Source organism: Halomarina ordinaria, assembly GCF_030553305.1.
In the GTDB taxonomy this organism is placed as follows: Archaea; Halobacteriota; Halobacteria; order Halobacteriales; family Haloarculaceae; genus Halomarina; species Halomarina ordinaria.
In genome coordinates this window covers 1677273-1693165 of sequence record NZ_JARRAH010000001.1, presented here as the reverse complement: position 1 = coordinate 1693165, position 15893 = coordinate 1677273, and the positions used below count along the sequence as shown (strand labels likewise).

General features: G+C 68.3%; 13 protein-coding genes. 4 read left to right on the top strand and 9 right to left on the bottom strand.

Annotated elements, in window-relative coordinates:
- Positions 1 to 18 precede the first annotated feature (18 nt).
- Complete coding sequence (locus tag P1Y20_RS09200) at positions 19 to 924, bottom strand: alkaline phosphatase family protein (RefSeq protein WP_304448369.1); 906 nt, start codon at positions 922 to 924, stop codon at positions 19 to 21.
- A gap of 209 nt (positions 925 to 1133) precedes the next feature.
- On the opposite strand from P1Y20_RS09200, the gene P1Y20_RS09195 reads away from it, so the two are divergent.
- Entirely contained in the window at positions 1134 to 3764 is a 2631-nt protein-coding gene (locus P1Y20_RS09195; RefSeq protein WP_304448368.1) for a valine--tRNA ligase, read from the top strand.
- A 51-nt stretch (positions 3765 to 3815) separates the two neighbouring features.
- A complete protein-coding gene (locus P1Y20_RS09190; RefSeq protein ID WP_304448367.1) occupies positions 3816 to 4910 on the top strand; it encodes an aminopeptidase in 1095 nt (364 codons plus the stop codon).
- A gap of 306 nt (positions 4911 to 5216) precedes the next feature.
- On the opposite strand, the gene P1Y20_RS09185 is transcribed toward P1Y20_RS09190, so the two are convergent.
- On the bottom strand, positions 5217 to 7406 hold the full coding sequence (locus tag P1Y20_RS09185) for an elongation factor EF-2 (protein WP_304448366.1): 2190 nt from the start codon (positions 7404 to 7406) through the stop codon (positions 5217 to 5219).
- 126 nt (positions 7407 to 7532) lie between these two features.
- On the bottom strand, positions 7533 to 8186 hold the full coding sequence (locus tag P1Y20_RS09180) for a J domain-containing protein (RefSeq protein WP_304448365.1): 654 nt from the start codon (positions 8184 to 8186) through the stop codon (positions 7533 to 7535).
- A 97-nt stretch (positions 8187 to 8283) separates the two neighbouring features.
- On the opposite strand from P1Y20_RS09180, the gene P1Y20_RS09175 reads away from it, so the two are divergent.
- Complete coding sequence (locus P1Y20_RS09175) at positions 8284 to 9033, top strand: DUF5781 family protein (protein ID WP_304448364.1); 750 nt, start codon at positions 8284 to 8286, stop codon at positions 9031 to 9033.
- Positions 9034 to 9037: 4 nt separating this feature from the next.
- On the opposite strand, the gene P1Y20_RS09170 is transcribed toward P1Y20_RS09175, so the two are convergent.
- The 3 genes from P1Y20_RS09170 to P1Y20_RS09160 all read right to left on the bottom strand — a co-directional run bounded on the left by P1Y20_RS09170 (position 9038) and on the right by P1Y20_RS09160 (position 10799).
- Positions 9038 to 9622, bottom strand: coding sequence for a hypothetical protein (locus P1Y20_RS09170; protein ID WP_304448363.1), 585 nt, complete (start codon positions 9620 to 9622; stop codon positions 9038 to 9040).
- A 126-nt stretch (positions 9623 to 9748) separates the two neighbouring features.
- Positions 9749 to 10369, bottom strand: a complete 621-nt coding sequence (locus tag P1Y20_RS09165) for a 30S ribosomal protein S7 (RefSeq protein WP_304448362.1) — start codon at positions 10367 to 10369, stop codon at positions 9749 to 9751.
- A gap of 1 nt (position 10370) precedes the next feature.
- Positions 10371 to 10799 carry a 30S ribosomal protein S12 gene (locus tag P1Y20_RS09160; protein WP_304448361.1) on the bottom strand — a complete coding sequence of 143 codons (429 nt, stop codon included), beginning with the start codon at positions 10797 to 10799 and terminating at the stop codon, positions 10371 to 10373.
- Positions 10800 to 10963: 164 nt separating this feature from the next.
- On the opposite strand from P1Y20_RS09160, the gene P1Y20_RS09155 reads away from it, so the two are divergent.
- Entirely contained in the window at positions 10964 to 11254 is a 291-nt protein-coding gene (locus P1Y20_RS09155) for a hypothetical protein (RefSeq protein WP_304448360.1), read from the top strand.
- Between the two features lie 63 nt (positions 11255 to 11317).
- Here P1Y20_RS09155 and P1Y20_RS09150 read toward each other — a convergent pair whose 3' ends face one another.
- From P1Y20_RS09150 to P1Y20_RS09140, 3 genes are read right to left on the bottom strand one after another with little or no spacing between them, the layout of a single operon-like run.
- Positions 11318 to 11743 carry a NusA-like transcription termination signal-binding factor gene (locus P1Y20_RS09150; RefSeq protein ID WP_304448359.1) on the bottom strand — a complete coding sequence of 142 codons (426 nt, stop codon included), beginning with the start codon at positions 11741 to 11743 and terminating at the stop codon, positions 11318 to 11320.
- Between the two features lie 3 nt (positions 11744 to 11746).
- The gene (rpoA2, locus tag P1Y20_RS09145) at positions 11747 to 12961 is read right to left on the bottom strand and encodes a DNA-directed RNA polymerase subunit A'' (protein WP_304448358.1); all 1215 of its coding nucleotides are present in this window, start codon (positions 12959 to 12961) and stop codon (positions 11747 to 11749) included.
- Between the two features lies 1 nt (position 12962).
- A complete protein-coding gene (locus tag P1Y20_RS09140; RefSeq protein ID WP_304448357.1) occupies positions 12963 to 15890 on the bottom strand; it encodes a DNA-directed RNA polymerase subunit A' in 2928 nt (975 codons plus the stop codon).
- Positions 15891 to 15893: the final 3 nt, after the last annotated feature.

The window sequence follows — 15893 nt, the reverse complement described above, 5'->3', positions numbered from 1 at the left end:
GGGGTTGTGGTTCCGCCCTCAGCGATAGCCCAGCTGTTCGAGCTGGTCGGCCGGGTCGTACCCCTGGGCGTCCGTCTCGCGGACGGCGGGTTCGTACTCGCCGGTGTCGCGCGCGCTCGTGACGTACCACGGTACCTCCCGGACGGCGTCGATGCCCGCGAACGCGGGATGGCCGTAGATGCCGCGCTCGCCGACGGCGTTGGCGTGGTCGGCGGTGACGACCACCCGTTCGGCGTCGACGCTGTCGAGGAGCAGACGTACGTCGTCGAGCGCGTATCGGAGGTTCGCCCGGTAGGCGTCGAGGACGTCCGCGAGGTCGCGCTGGCCCCTCCGCACCTGGTCCCACGGGTCGGCCGTCCGCGGGTCGGGGAACGCCCCCTCGTCGAAGCCCCCGGTGTCGTCGTCGAGGAACGGGTGGTGCGGTTGCATGTAGTGGACGACCAGCCGCTCGGGGTCGTGTTCGCGGTAGTGTTCGATGGCGCGGTCCGTGATGGGCCGCGGGAGGACGGTCCCCTCCTCGTCGTCCCACGCGTAGCGCCACACCTCGTCGAAGTGGGCGAACGCGTCGCCGTCGAGCACCTCCCCCGAGAAGGGGTTCCCGGTGACGTAGGCGGTGCGTGCGACGCTCTCGGCGTGTTTCGAACCGAAGGTCCGGCGCATCCAGGACTTCGAGTAGCTCGCTATCGAGCGTACCACGCGCGGGTCTGCGAGGAAGCCGTAGTCGGCTTCGACCGCCGCGATGAGGTCGGGCCGGCAGGCGTCGAGGACGACGAGCACGTCCCACTCCTCGTCGTAGACGTGCGTGCCGCCGCGCGCGCCGGCGGTGAACGCCCCGATGAGGGCGATCTTCCCGTAGTACCGTCCCTCGCGCAACACGTGCCGGAGGACCTGCGCGCCGCGCCCGGTGGGGCTCCGTTTCGCCATCACTGACCGTACTCCACGGAGCGGCGTCTAATCACTTGCCTCTCGACTCGCCCGACTCGCACGCCGACCGCCGCGACCGGGCCGCTCGCGTCCGGACGCGAAGATTTATCCCGCCGACTCGTATAGGTCCGACCATGTATCGGTCGTCCGTAGTACGTGTGTAGGCTCCTTCTCCCCCAGCACCGCTCGACGACCGCACCAGTGCGACAATGACAGGACTACCAGACGAGTACGACCCGGACCGAATCGAGCAGAAGTGGCGCGACGAGTGGCGCGAGAGCGACGTCTACGCGTTCGACGGTGACGACGAGGACCGCCCCGAGTACGTCATCGACACGCCGCCGCCGTACCCCACCGGCAACCTCCACATCGGTCACGGCCTCGGGTGGACCTACATCGACTTCGCCGCCCGCTACCACCGCCTGCAGGGCGAGGACGTCCTCTTCCCGCAGGGGTGGGACTGCCACGGCCTCCCGACGGAGGTGAAAGTCGAGGAGATACACGACATCCACCGGACGGAGGTCTCTCGCGAGGAGTTCCGCGACCTGTGTATCGAGTACACCGAAGAACAGATCGACTCGATGCACGAGACGATGGACCTCCTCGGGTTCTCCATCGACTGGGACCACGAGTTCCGGACGATGGACCCCGAGTACTGGGGGGAGACCCAGCGGTCGTTCGTCCGGATGGCCGCCGCCGACTACGTCCACCGCGACGAACACCCGGTCAACTGGTGTCCGCGCTGTGAGACCGCCATCGCCGACGCCGAAGTCGAGAAGGAAGACCGCGAGGGGACGCTCTACGAAATCACGTTCGAGGGCGTCGGCAACGACGACGTCGACATCGCCACCACCCGGCCGGAACTGCTCGCCGCCTGCGTCGGCATCGCGGTCGACCCCGACGACGAGCGCTACGCCGACCGCCTCGACGACACCTTCGAGGTGCCGCTGTTCGGCCAGGAGGTCGACCTGTTCGCCGACGCCGACGTCGACGGCGAGTTCGGGACCGGCGCGGTCATGGTCTGTACCTTCGGCGACAAGCAGGACGTGACGTGGTGGGCCGAACACGACCTCGACCTCCGGCCCGTCCTCACGGAGGACGGCCACCTGAACGAGGCGGCCGGCGAGTTCGCCGGCCTCACCGTCAGCGAGGGGAAGGAGGCCGTCGCGTCGGCCCTGGAGGACGCGGGCGTCCTCGGCGCCCGCGAACCGACCGCCCAGTCGGTCGGCGTCTGCTGGCGCTGTGACACCCCCATCGAAATCCTCTCGAAGGAACAGTGGTTCGTCCGCGTCGACCAGGAGGAGATACTCGAGAAGGCTCGCGAGGTCGAGTGGGTACCCGAGCACATGTACACTCGCCTGGAGGAGTGGACCGAGGGGATGGACTGGGACTGGGTCATCTCCCGTCAGCGCGTCTTCGCGACGCCCATCCCCGCGTGGTTCTGCGAGGACTGCGGACACGTCCACGTCGCCGAGGAGTCGGACCTCCCGCTCGACCCCACCGAGACCGACCCGGCCGTCGGGGCCTGCCCGGACTGCGGGGGCGACGCGTGGCGCGGCGAGACGGACGTCATGGACACGTGGATGGACTCCTCTATCTCCCCGCTGTACATCAGCGGCTGGCCGGACGAGGAGTTCTCGCCGGTCGCGCTCCGCCCGCAGGGCCACGACATCATCCGCACGTGGGCGTTCTACACCCTCCTCCGGACCGCCGCACTGGAGGACGAACGTCCCTGGGACGAGATACTCATCAACGGAATGGTCTTCGGCGAGGACGGCCGCAAGATGTCGAAGTCGCGCGGGAACGTCGTCTCGCCGGACGAGGCGGTCGCGGAGCACTCCGCCGACGCCTTCCGGCAGTCGCTCGCGCTCGGTGGCCAGCCCGGTACCGACGTCCAGTTCCAGTGGAAGGAGGTGAAGTCCGCCTCGCGGTTCCTCACCAAGGTGTGGAACATCACGAAGTTCGCCTCCGGGCACTTCGACGAGCGGACGCCCGACGTCGAGAGCCCCGCCTACCGCGACGCCGACGAGTGGATCCTCTCGCGGGCTGCGACCGTCGCCGAGAACGTCGCCGCCCACATGGACGAGTACCGCTACGACGCGGCGCTCCGGGAACTCCGCGAGTTCGTCTGGCACGACCTGGCCGACGACTACCTCGAACTCATCAAGGGCCGGCTCTACGAGGGGCGGCCGGGCGAGCGCAACGCCGCCCGCCACGCGCTCTACACCGTGCTGTCGGCCTCACTGCGGATGCTCTCGCCGTTCGCGCCGTTCCTCTCGGAGGAGGCCTACCGGGCGCTCCCGGGGACGGAAGGGAGCGTTCACAACGCGCGCTGGCCCGACCTGGAGGCGCACGACGAGGACGCGGAGGCGCGTGGCCGACTCGTCGCGGACGTCACCAGCGAGATACGCGGCTGGAAGTCCGAGCAGGGGATGGCGCTCAACACGGAACTCGACCGCGTCGAGGTCTACCTCGCCGACGGCGAGCGTGCGCTCGACACGTACGACCTCGCGAGCGCCGTCAACGGCCCCGTCTACATCGAGAGCGGCCGGCCGAACGTCGAGATGGTTCCGGTCGGCGTCGACCCCGACCACGCCACCATCGGGCCGGAGTTCCGCGACCGGGCGGGGGCGGTCATCGGCGCACTCGAGGCCGCCGACCCCGCCGAAGTGAAGGCACAACTCGACACCCACGGCGAACTCGAACTCGACGCCGGCGGCGAGGTCGCCGTCCTGACGGCCGACGCCGTCGACGTCGTCGAGGAACAGCGCGCCGCGAGCGGCGAGGAGGTCACGGTGCTCGAACTCGACGACGCGACCGTCCTCATCTACGAGGGCTGACGCTCCCGCGGTACCGGTTCCCCTTTTATCGCGCCCGCGCCAGTCGTCGACATGGACGAACGCATCCGCGAGCACGCCCGCGTGCTCGTCGAGTGGAGCGCCCGCGTCGAGCGCGGCGACGACGTCGTCGTCTCGGTCGGCCCGGAGGCTCACGAACTGGCCGCCGCGGTGTACGAACGACTGGGCGAGGCCGGCGCGAACGTCGTGACGACCTACGACTCCGGCGAACTCACGCGCGCGTACCTCCGCGCGCACGGCGACGAATTCGAGACCCCCGACCACGAACTCGCGCTGTACGAACACGCCGACGTCGTCCTCTCGCTGGGCGGTGGACGCAACACCAGTGCGACCGCCGACGTCCCGGGCGAGGCACGCCAGGCGTACGCGACGGCGAGCACCCCCGTCCGCGAGGCACGCATGGACACGCGCTGGGTGTCGACGCAACACCCGACGCGCTCGCTCGCTCAGCAGGCCGGCATGGCCTACGGGGAGTACTGCGACTTCGCCTACGCCGCCATCCTCCGCGACTGGGCGGCGCTGGCCGACGAGATGGCCCGGATGAAGGAGCTCCTCGACGACGGGAGCGAGGTAAGGCTCGTGAAAGAGGACACCGACCTCACGATGTCCGTCGAGGGTCGCACGGCGGTCAACAGCGCCGCCAGCGTCGACTACGACAGCCACAACCTCCCCTCCGGCGAGGTGTTCACCGCACCCTACGCCACCGAGGGCAAGGTGTTCTTCGACGTCCCGATGACGCTCCACGGCAAGCGCGTCCAGGACGTCCACCTCACCTTCGAGGACGGCGAGGTCGTCGACTACGCGGCCGAGTCCAACGAGGCGGTCCTCTCCGACATCCTGTCGACCGACGAGGGGGCGCGACGGCTCGGCGAACTGGGCATCGGGATGAACCGCGGTATCGACCGCTTCACCGACAACATCCTCTTCGACGAGAAGATGGGCGACACCGTCCACCTGGCGCTCGGGCGGGCCTACGACTCGACGCTTCCCGAGGGGGAGACGGGCAACGAGTCGGCCGTCCACGTCGACATGATAACCGACGTGAGCGAGGACTCGCGCCTCGAGGTCGACGGCGAGGTCGTCCAGCGGAACGGCCGCTTCCGGTGGGAGGACGGGTTCGAGGCGTAGCAGGGGATGGCGAACAGGCGACGCCGCGAACGGGTCCGCGGGGCGTGGCGTCGCACACCCGCGAGCGCCCCGCGACGTGAGTCACGTCACGCCGGCTCTGGTCGCGCCCTCTTTTATAAACGTACGGGCGAGACAGTGACGAGCCATCCGGCGGCGACGCAGCAGCCGCGAGCGACCGGAAAGAGCGAACGGGCCGAGGTGCGACCGCAGGGAGCGTCGCGGGCTTTTGCTTCGGCGTTTGCCGGCGAGCCAGCGGCGACCGCGAAGCGTGTCGCCGCCACGCGAGCGCAGTAAAAGGTGGGCTTCCTAGAGGTAGTCGATGGCCGGCGGCAGTTCCGTCTTCATCCCCTTGCGCTCGCGAATCTCCATGATGGTCTCGGGCTGGAGGTTGTCGGCCATGACCTGGAAGCCGGCGTTCTCCGTGTTCCACGACGCGCGGCCCTCGGTGGCGCTGCGGATGTCGCTGGAGAAGCCGAGCATCTCGGAGACGGGCGCGACGCCCTCGACGACCATCAGGTCGCCCTCCTGGAACATGTCGTCGACGCGGCCGCGTCGACCCTGAATCTCACCCGAGGCCGCACCCATGTGCTCGTTGGGCACGTCGATGCGCACGTTCTGGATGGGTTCGAGCAGACGGACCTCGGCGTCGATGAGGCCGCGGTGGACGGCCTCGCGGGTCGCCGGGATGACCTGCGCGGGACCGCGGTGGATGGCGTCCTCGTGGAGCTTCGCGTCGTGCAGTCGGACGAGCGCCCCCTGGACCGGCTCCGCAGCGAGTGGGCCGTCGTCGAGGGCCTCCTCGAGGCCCTCGATGAACAGCTCCATCGTCTCGTTGAGGTGCTGGATACCCTTCGTGTCGTCGATGACGATGTTCGTCCCGTAGATGTGCTCGACGTTCTGAGAGGAGTCCTTGTCCATCCCGGCGTCCTGGAGCGCCTCGCGGCGTTCCAGTTCCGGCATGTCCATCGTCGCCTCGCCGAGCTTGAGCGTGTCGACGAGTTCCTCGCTGAGCGGTTCGACGCTGATGTAGAACCGGTTGTGACGGTTCGGCGAGATGCCCTCGACGACGTCGCCGGCGCGCGTCGGCTGCTCGCGGAAGACGACGATGGGCTCGCCAGTGATGACGGGGATGCCCTGGTTGCTCTCGATACGCTGGGTGATGACCTCGAGGTGGAGTTCGCCCTGTCCGCTGATGAGGTGCTCGCCGGTGTCCTCGTTGATCTCGATGCGGATGGTGGGGTCCTCCTTCGAGACCTGTCGGAGCGTCTCGATGAGCTTCGGGAGGTCGTCCATGCTCTTGGCCTCCACGCTCTTGGTGATGACCGGCTCGGAGATGTGCTCGATGGACTCGAACGGGGTCATCTCGATGGAGGAGACGGTCGAACCGGCGATGGCGTCGCGCAGGCCGGTGACGGCGGCGATGTTCCCCGCGGGGACGCGGCCGACCTCCTCGCGCTCGCCGCCCATGAAGATGCCGACGGACTGGACGCGGTTCGTGCCGGCGGTACCGGAGACGTAGAGCTCCTGACCCTTCTCGATGGTGCCGGAGAAGACGCGTCCCGTGGCGATTTCACCGGCGTGGGGGTCCATCGAGATGTCGGTGACCATCAGGACGACCTCGCCGTCGTCGTCGACCAGACGCATCTGCTCGGAGAGGTCCGACTCGGCGTCGCCGCGCCAGATGCGCGGGATACGACGGGGCTGGGCGTCGATGGGGTCCGGGAAGTGCTCACAGACCATGTCGAGGACGACGTTCGAGAGGGGCGTCGCCTCGTGGAGCTCCTGGCGCTGGTCGTTGCGCTCCATGTCGATGATGTCGCCGAAGTCCATACCGGTCGCCTGCATCGAGGGCATGGAGACGCCCCACTTGTAGAGGGCCGACCCGAACGCGACGGTCCCGTCCTCGACGGAGACACGCCAGTCGTCGTTGATGTCGTCCATGTCGTCGGTCATCCCGCGGATGAGTTCGTTGACGTCACGGATGACGCTCAGGAGGCGCTCTTGCATCTCCTGGGGTCCCTCCTGCAGTTCGGAGATGAGGCGGTCGACCTTGTTGATGAACAGCGCGGGCTTGACGCCCTCGCGGAGCGCCTGGCGCAGCACCGTCTCCGTCTGGGGCATCGCGCCCTCGACGGCGTCCACCACGACGAGCGCACCGTCGACGGCGCGCATCGCGCGGGTCACGTCGCCACCGAAGTCGACGTGGCCCGGCGTGTCGATGAGGTTGATGAGGTGGTTGTTCCCCTCGTACTCGTGGGTCATCGAGACGTTCGCCGCGTCGATGGTGATCCCGCGTTCCTGCTCGTCGTCCTCCGTGTCCATGGCGAGCTGCTGGCCGGCCGTCTCGTTAGAGATCATGCCCGCACCCGCGAGGAGGTTGTCCGAGAGCGTCGTCTTCCCGTGGTCGACGTGAGCCGCGATGGCGATGTTCCGGATGTTCTCCGGCTTGTCCATCAGCTTCTCACATTCCTGTACGATTTTCTTACGTCGGCCCATTAGCGGGACATACCGACAGCGTAGTGAAAAGGGTAGTGTTTCCGCCGCAGTATATCGGTCGAGAATTGTGAGAATGCGGCTCATACGGACCGCACGGGAGGACTCCGTCCGCGCGCCGTCTCGCGCTCACTCGCGTCGCGCTTCCGGCTCCCTCCTCGCCGTTCGGTCCGACTTCCTCTCTCGGACTCGCTCGTAGGCCCACCGGACGCGCCTGAACGCCTCGGGACTCCCGCCGGCGTCCGGGTGCGTCTCCTTCACCCGCTCGCGGTAGGCCCGGCGCACCGTCTCGGCGTCCGCCTCCGGCGGGACGCCGAGGACGCGGTACGCCTCGGCGGTCTCCCGGTCGAGCGCTACCGCCCCCCGGTCGGGGTCGACCCGTCGCCCCGGCCCGACTCGCTCGTCCTCCGTCCACGCGCCGTCCCGTCTCCCCTCCCGGTCCGCCCACTCGCCGTGGGCCCACTCCCCGTCCGCCCACGTCCAGTCGTCGCCGGTCCACTCGCCCTCTGTCGCCCACTCGCCGCGGTGGTCCCACCCCTCGCGGTGCCAGTCGTCGCCCGGCGTTCGCCCCCCGTCGTCCGCGGGGTCCGGGTCGACGCCGATGTCGCCGTAGACGTCCTCGACGACGCGCGCGTCGGCGTAGCGCCAACAGCGATAGCTCGTCGCCCCGAGGGCGAGCGCCGCCGGGTAACCGAGGGGCGTGCCGGTCAGTCCGACCAGACAGGCGACGGCTCCGAGCGCACCGAACACCGCCGCGAGCGTCACCGCGACCCAGACGAGCACACCCCACGATACCGACGCTCGCGTAGTAAATCCATCCCACCGCCCTGCCCGCGCCGTCACAAGAGTCATACAGCCGCCGGTCGTGGTAGGAGTACGCATGGACGTTCGAGTACTGGGTCGCGGCCCGGCGGAACCGTTTCTCGGCGCACAGGACCTCTTCGAGACGGAGTACGACCTCTCGATGCCGGTGCGCGTCCGTATCCGACGGGACCCCGACGAACGGACGTGGACGGGTCACTACCCCGACCACCACGTCCTCAACATCTCCGCGCAGGCCGCCACCAGCGCGATGGCTCGCGAACTCGCCCTCCACGAGTACGCCCACATGCGGCGCAACGAGGAGGCCCACCCCTCACACACGCAGTCGACCGCCGAGGCGCTCTACCTCGCGCTCGCCGGCCGGCGCGTCGAGCGCCGCAAACTGACGCACTGCTACCAGATCGCGAACCACATGAAGGACATCTACGCCGACGACATCACCCTCTCGGTGGCGCCGGCGGACAAACTCGTGGCCTTCCTGGAGGCGAGTCTCGCCACCGCGCTGGCCGACCGCCCGCACGACCCGCCGCGCTGGCAGCGCCTCACCCCCGCCGCCGACCCCGACATCACGGCGGTGAACGCCGCGTTCGCCCTCGCGCTCTGTGAGCGCCACGACCTGCTCACCCCGGACCACCGCCTCTACGACCTCGCCCACGCCGCGGCCGACGACGCACCGGGCGTCTCCATCGAACGGTTCAAACACCGCTTCAAGACGCTCGTCGACGACCCCGACGAGAGCGAGTACCGCAAGGCGCTCGTCGACGTCACCCACCAGTACGCCGTCGAGACGGGACAGGCGGCGGACTGACCGCTCACTCCTTGTCGACCATCTCCTCGCGGTCGTACTCTGTCTGCTCGTCGAGGTAGACGTTGGCGTCGGGGTGCTGGTCCGCGTCCTCGACGACCTCGCCTTCCTCCCGGAGGCGCTCGATGGCGGCCTTCGCCTCGTCGGGGGTCACGTGCCCGACGACGCTCATGACGTCGACGAGCTGGCCCTCTGGGACGCCGGTGGTGGTGCCGGTGGTGTTCGGTTCGAACGAGCTGTCGGCCTGCAGGAACCGCAGGTAGGCCCGGGGGTCGTTCGACCCCGCGAGCGTCTCGTGGAACCGGGCCGGGTAGGCGCTGATGCGACCCGAGGGCAGTTCGTACACCGCCTCCTCGTCGACCCAGGACTCCTCGTCCGTGAGCTGGTCGTCGAGGGTGGACTCGAACGTCTCGTGGTCGATGGCGTCCGTCCGTTCGTCGAGCGCCTCCGTGTACGCGACGAAGTGCTCGCGGTCGACGCCGGGCGTCCCCTCCCCGTGGTGGTACTCGACCATCGTGAGGAGTTCGCGCGGCAACAGGTACTTGCCGCGATGCTCGGCCTCGTCCAGGACGGCGTCGTTCAGGTCGGTCATCCCGTCGACCTACTCGCGCCAGGGGTAAAAACACGCTGCAGGCGGTACGCTGCGTGGGGGAACACGGGACGGGACGCGCCGAAAACGTGGCGTCCCTGAGCGGGACCGCGCGGAGAGGGAGAGAGGTTACCGGGCCGCGGCCGCGACGCGCTCTTTCTCCTCTTTCTGGTTGATGGCGTACGTCTGGACGTCGTAGTCGGCGGCGCCGATGAGCTGCTGGGCCAGCGCCTCCGCGGCGGAGGTCGACGTCTTGAACGACGCGCTGTGGGTGCCCTCGGCGATGAACTTCAGCGACTGGTCGACCCGGCGCTGCGGGGCGACGTCGACCGCCTTCGGGACCGAGATGCCACCGTACTTGAGGCGGACGGTCTCCTCGCGCGGGCCGGCGTTCTCGATGGCCGAGACGAGCACCTGCACGGGGTTCTCCTCCGTGCGGTCGTGGACGATGTCGAACGCCTCGCGGACGATCTTCAGCGTCTTCTGCTTCTTGCCGGTGTTCTCCTCGGTCTGCATCAGGCGGTTGGTGAGCCGCTCGACGATGCTGATCTCGGACTTCTTGAACTGCTTGCCGGCGTGCCGACCCATCGTGTGGGCGATGGGCGTGACGGTGATGTAGCGCTCCATCGAGGGGTCCGCGTAGGTGACGTCGGAGACGTCCCACTTCGTGAACAGCAGGGCGTCGACGCTCTCCTCTTCGTCCTCCGTCCCCTCCGGTTCCTCGGGTTCGGGGGCTTCGCTCTCGCTCATCTCAGCGCACCGGTTTCTCGGCGTTGCCGCGCACCAGTTCGATCATCGAGACGCCGTTTACCTTCTCGACTTTGTAGTTCACGCCGGAGAGGTCGCCCATCGCGCGACCCTTCGCCCCGCCGATACCGGCGATGGTGACCTCGTCGTGCTCGTCGATGAACGAGATGGCGCCGTCGCCGGGGCAGAACGCGGTGACCTGCTTCCCGTTCTTGATGAGCTGGACGCGGACACACTTCCGGATGGCGGAGTTGGGCTGCTTCGCCTCGATGCCCACCTTCTCCAGGACGATACCTCGACCCTGCGGAGCGCCCTCGAGCGGGTCGGACTTCTTGCCGAGCCCGCGGGCGCGTCGCGCGTACTCAGAGTCGGACCACCGGTGGTTCTGGCGGTCCTTCTTGAGCTTCCGCGCGGCGTACTTGCCGTTCGCCATAGTACCATTCGGTACCTATCCGAGCTACTTAAGACTCCCCTTTCGGCCCGACCCGCGTTCGGGCCGTGTGCACCGGTTTCACGCCTCCTCCTCGACGTGCGGAGTGTTCGCACGCGCCGACGTATCCCCGAAGTCTCATGTACGTCCGTGGTAATACGGCTGACATGGCAAACGCATCGGCCTCGACCGACCCCGACGCCCCCGACGGGGTGAGCCGCCCGACCGCCGACCAGACGACGGGCGGACTGTTCTCCGGTATCGCCCTCCGCGTCGCGGGTGCCATCGCCCTGATGGTCGCCGTCGGCCTCTTCATCGAGTTGCTCATGGAGTTCGGCGTTCTGAACGACACCGCGATGAACAACGTGCTCGTCGGCATCGCGTTCAGTTTCGCGCTCCTCACCGCCGTCGTCGCCGTCCTCGCGGTGGTCGTCACGCTGGTCAAGCGCGCGTTCTGAACCCGCCGGCGCAGGCGGTAGAACCGAGCAGTCGAGCCCTCCCGTCCGCTCGCACGCCGAGCCTCAGGTCAACTCGACGTCGTCGATGTCGTAGTGGCGTCGCGCGAGCGTCCGCGCCCGCTCGATGTTCCGCCCGCCCGTCCCGATGGCGACCCCCCGGTCCTCGTGCGCGACCTCCGCGTACGCGACGACGTCGCGGTTCCGGCTGACGGTGACGTTGTACACCGCCGCGGGCGCGAGCGCGTTGGCGACGAACGCCTCCGGCGTGTCCGCGTCCTCGACCAGTTCGACGCGCCGGCCGAGGCGCTCCTCGACCCGCTCGACGTGGTAGCCGTCCGGCCCGATGGCCTTGCCCATCTCGCCGGGCGGGACGAGGTAGACGACCCGGTCCTCGTCGTCGTCGACGATGCAGTCGCGCGCGGCGACGTCGGTGACGTCCTCGAACAGCGCGATGAACCGCCGCGCCCGGTCCGAGAGGGTGACGCGCATCGCTCAGTCCGCGTCGGCGTCGACGGCGTCGCGGTCGACGGTCCCCATCCGCAGGTTCACGTCGCCCGTCCCCAGGCGGATTGGCTTGCCGACGATGACGTTCTCCGTCACGCCGTCGAGGTCGTCTATCTCGCCGTGGATGGCGGCGTCGAGGAGGTGGTTGACCGTCACCTCGAACGCCGCACGGGCGAGCACCGAGTCCTTGTTGCCGGAGATGCCGTGGCGGCCGATGGACTCGATCTCCCCGCGGTTGGTCATGATGTCCGCGACGAGCATCAGGTGGCGGATGTTCACGTCGCCCAGCCCCTGCTCTTCGAGCGTGTTCATCGTCTCCTCGATGATGGCCTCGCGGGCCGCCTCGATGCCCAGCTGGCGGTGGACCTCGTGGATGTTGTTACACGTCGTCCGCGAGGCGTCGACGCCCTCTATCTCGAGGGTCTTGCCGAAGGCCGACCCCTCGGTGTAGAGCACGAACTCCTCGCCCCCCTCGTCGGTCGCCTCCTTGCGGATGACGACGCGCGACACCTCGTCGATGCCCTTGAACACGATGTCGCGCAGTTCCTCGACCAGCTGGAGGAGGCCGCGGTAGCTCGGCTCCTCGGGGCCGAACTCGACGACCGTCGGCTCCGGCCGGGCGGTCTCGACGCCGAGTTCGCTCTCGATGGTCGCGGCGACCTCCGCGGTGATGTCCTCCGTCGCCTCGACGGTCGGCCAGCGCTCGTCGAGCGTCTCCTCGTTGAGGTCGATGCGCACGAGCATGTCCGCGACGTTCGTCGAGACGTCACCGAGCGCGAGGATGCGCGTCGCCTCCACCTTCCAGACGACCTCGTGGGCGCGCTCGCGGTCGACCGCGAACTCGTCCTCGAGGTAGACCGTCATCATCGGGGTGTTCGGCGTCTTGCGGGCGTCCACCAGCTCGATGAGCCGGGGGAGCCCCTGCGTGACGTCGATCTCGGCGACGCCCGCGTAGTGGAACGTGTTCATCGTCATCTGCGTCCCCGGCTCCCCGATGGACTGCGCGCTCACGGTCCCCACGGGGTCGAGCGGGTCGACGCGGGTGTCGAGATACCGGCGCTCGACGCGCGCGGCTATCTCCTCGACGGTCTCCGTGTCGGAGACGCCCTTCTCGTCGACGACGCGATACACCTCGTCCTTGAGCCGTCGGGGGAGGTCCGTCCCCTCGACGACCGCCTTCGTCTCGTTGTCCACTGTCGCCATTTCAGTCGTCACCCAGCGCCATGCTGTCCATCTGTTCGGAGAGGTTCGTCTGTCGGTCCTGGTCCTCGAGGAACGCGTCGCCCTCGTCCTCGAACTCGGCGTCGAGCACGCGGGTCGCGATGTCGTCCACGTCGATGTCGTTGTCGGCCGACGAGGAGACGGTCACCGGACTGGTGCCGTCCTCGCCGAACTCGAACTGGACGATGGTGTCGCTCGTGTCGCGCACCGTCCCGTCGTACTGCGTCTCCAGTTCGGACAGCGCGTTGATGAGCCGTCGCTGGAGGTAGCCGGACTTCGAGGTGCGCACCGCCGTGTCGACCAGCCCCTCGCGGCCGCCCATCGCGTGGAAGAAGAACTCCCGCGGGCCGAGGCCGGACCGGTACGACGACTCCACGAAGCCGTGGGCGTCCGCCGACAGGTTGTTGGGCTGGTAGTGGCTGAGGGTGCGGTCCTCGTAGCCGCGGTTGATGCGCTCGCCCCGAACCGCCTGCTGGCCGACACAGCCGGCCATCTGGGTCAGGTTGAGCAGCGAGCCGCGGGCCCCCGAGCGGGCCATGATGACCGCCGGGTTGTCCTCCTCCAGGTACTCCTCGGCGATGTCACCCGCGCTGTCGCGGGCCTTCCCGAGGGTCTGCATGATCTTCATCTCGAGGGTCTCGTCGACCGTCCGACCGGGCAGGCTCTCCAGGTCGCCCGCCTCGTACGTCCGGATGAGCTCCTCGACGCGGTCGTAGGCGTTGTCGATGGCCTCCGTGATCTGCTCTTCGGCCTCCGTGGGCACCGACTCGTCGTCGATGCCGACCGAGAACCCGAAGTGCATGATGGCGCGCATCGCCAGCGACGCCACCTCGTTGATGAACATCCGGGCACGCGTCGTCGAGTACTGCTTGCAGATGGTGTCGACGATCTCGCCGCCGAACGCGCCGACCGCGTCCTCGTCGACCGTCCCCTCGACCAGCACGCCGTCCTCGATGACGACGGGGTCGCCCGCCGAGGAGGTGAACTCCAGGTTCAGCGCGTCGGGCAGCAGTTCGGTGAAGATGGTGCGGCCGGTCCAGTAGGGGACGCCCGCCTCGTCCTCGCCGTCCGCCTCGGGCAGTTCGTCGACGCGGGTCGCCCGGAGCAGGTCGAGCGCCTGCGTCTCGTTGAACCGCGGGTTCTCGTGGGTCAGCAGGTACGTCCCGCTGATGTGGTCCTGGATGGCGCCGATGATGTTCCCGCCGAAGCGCGGCGAGAGAATCTGCTCCTGCACGCGCATGAGCACGCGCGCCTCGGCGCGCGCCTCCTCGTTCTGGAGGGCGTGCATGTTCATCTCGTCGCCGTCGAAGTCGGCGTTGTACGGCGGGCAGACGACCGTGTTCAGCCGGAAGGTCTTGTACGGCATCACCACGACCTCGTGGGCCATGATGGACATGCGGTGCAGCGAGGGCTGTCGGTTGAAGATGACGATGTCGCCGTCGACGAGGTGGCGGTTGACCTCCCAGCCGGCCTCGACCTTCTCGCTCAGCTCCTCGCAGTTCTTCTCGGTCACCTTCAGCCGTCGGTTGTCCGGGCGCTTGACGTAGTTCGCCCCGGGGTGGCTCTCCGGGCCGTTGCGAACGTACCGGCGCGCCTCCTCCAGGTTGCGCTCGGTGACGTTCATCGTCTGGGTCATCTCCGTCGCCACGCGGTCGGGGACGCCGACCTCGTTCAGCGAGAGCGTCGGGTCCGGCGATATCACCGTGCGAGCGGAGAAGTTCACGCGCTTGCCCGAGAGCGAGCCGCGGAACCGCCCCTCCTTGCCCTTCAGGCGCTGGCTGAGCGTCTTCAGCGGCCGTCCGGAGCGATGGCGGGCCGGCGGCGTGCCCGAGATCTCGTTGTCCATGAACGTCGTCACGTGGTACTGGAGCAGCTCCCACAGGTCCTCGATGATGAGCTGTGGCGCGCCCGCCTCGCGGTTCTCCATGAACCGCTGGTTGATGCGGATGATGTCGACCAGCTTGTGCGTGAGGTCGTCCTCGGAGCGCTGCCCGTTGTCGAGCGTGATGGAGGGTCGCGCGGTCACTGGCGGTACCGGGAGCACGGTCAGTATCATCCACTCGGGGCGCGAGCGCTCCTCGTCGATGCCGAGCACGCGGAGGTCCTCGTCGGGGATGTCCTCGAACCAGTCGCGGACGTCGCTCGGCATCAGCTTGTTCATGTCCTCCTCGGTGAGGTCGATGCCGAGGGCCTTCTCGATGGACTCGCGGTCGGCGGGGCGCGGGCGGAACTCCCCGGAGATGATCTCGTTGATGCGCGAGCTGTCGATGTCCGTCTTCTCCGCGAGGTCGACGGGCGACATCGGCTCGCGGTCGACGTCCTCGGGGTCCTCCTCCTCGAGGGCGCGCCCCTCCATCGCGGCGGCGATGCGTTCGGCGTAGTCCGCCGAGAGGACGTCCTGGACCTCGTAGTAGGTCGTCGGCTTCTCGTGGTTGATGTCGTACTGCTTGCCGCCGCAGTGCGGACAGCGCGACTTCTTGCGCGCCTGACGGATGGCCGCCTTCGTCACGTTGTTCAGGTCGTTACCGAGCTGGCGGTCGCGCTCCAGACGGTCGCGGAACTCGTCGCGCTCCTCCTCCGTGAGACAGAGGCGCGAGCAGTCCCGACAGGTGCCGCGCAGCAGCCGTCGGATGAGCTTCGAGAACCCGACGTGGATGACCGGCGCGGCCAGCTCGATGTGCCCGAAGTGCCCGTTACACGACCCGGAGTGCTTCCCGCAGGTCTTGCACTCCAGCCCGGGGTCGATGACGCCCAGTCGGGGGTCCATCAGCCCCATGTCGATGGGGAACCCGTCGTCGTCGTACGTGTCCGCGGTGATGACCTTCGTCGCGGACATGTCTCGATACTCCTCGGGGTTCATCAGCCCGAAGCTGATGGACCCGATCTCCTTGGGTGACTGGTTTACACTCATGTA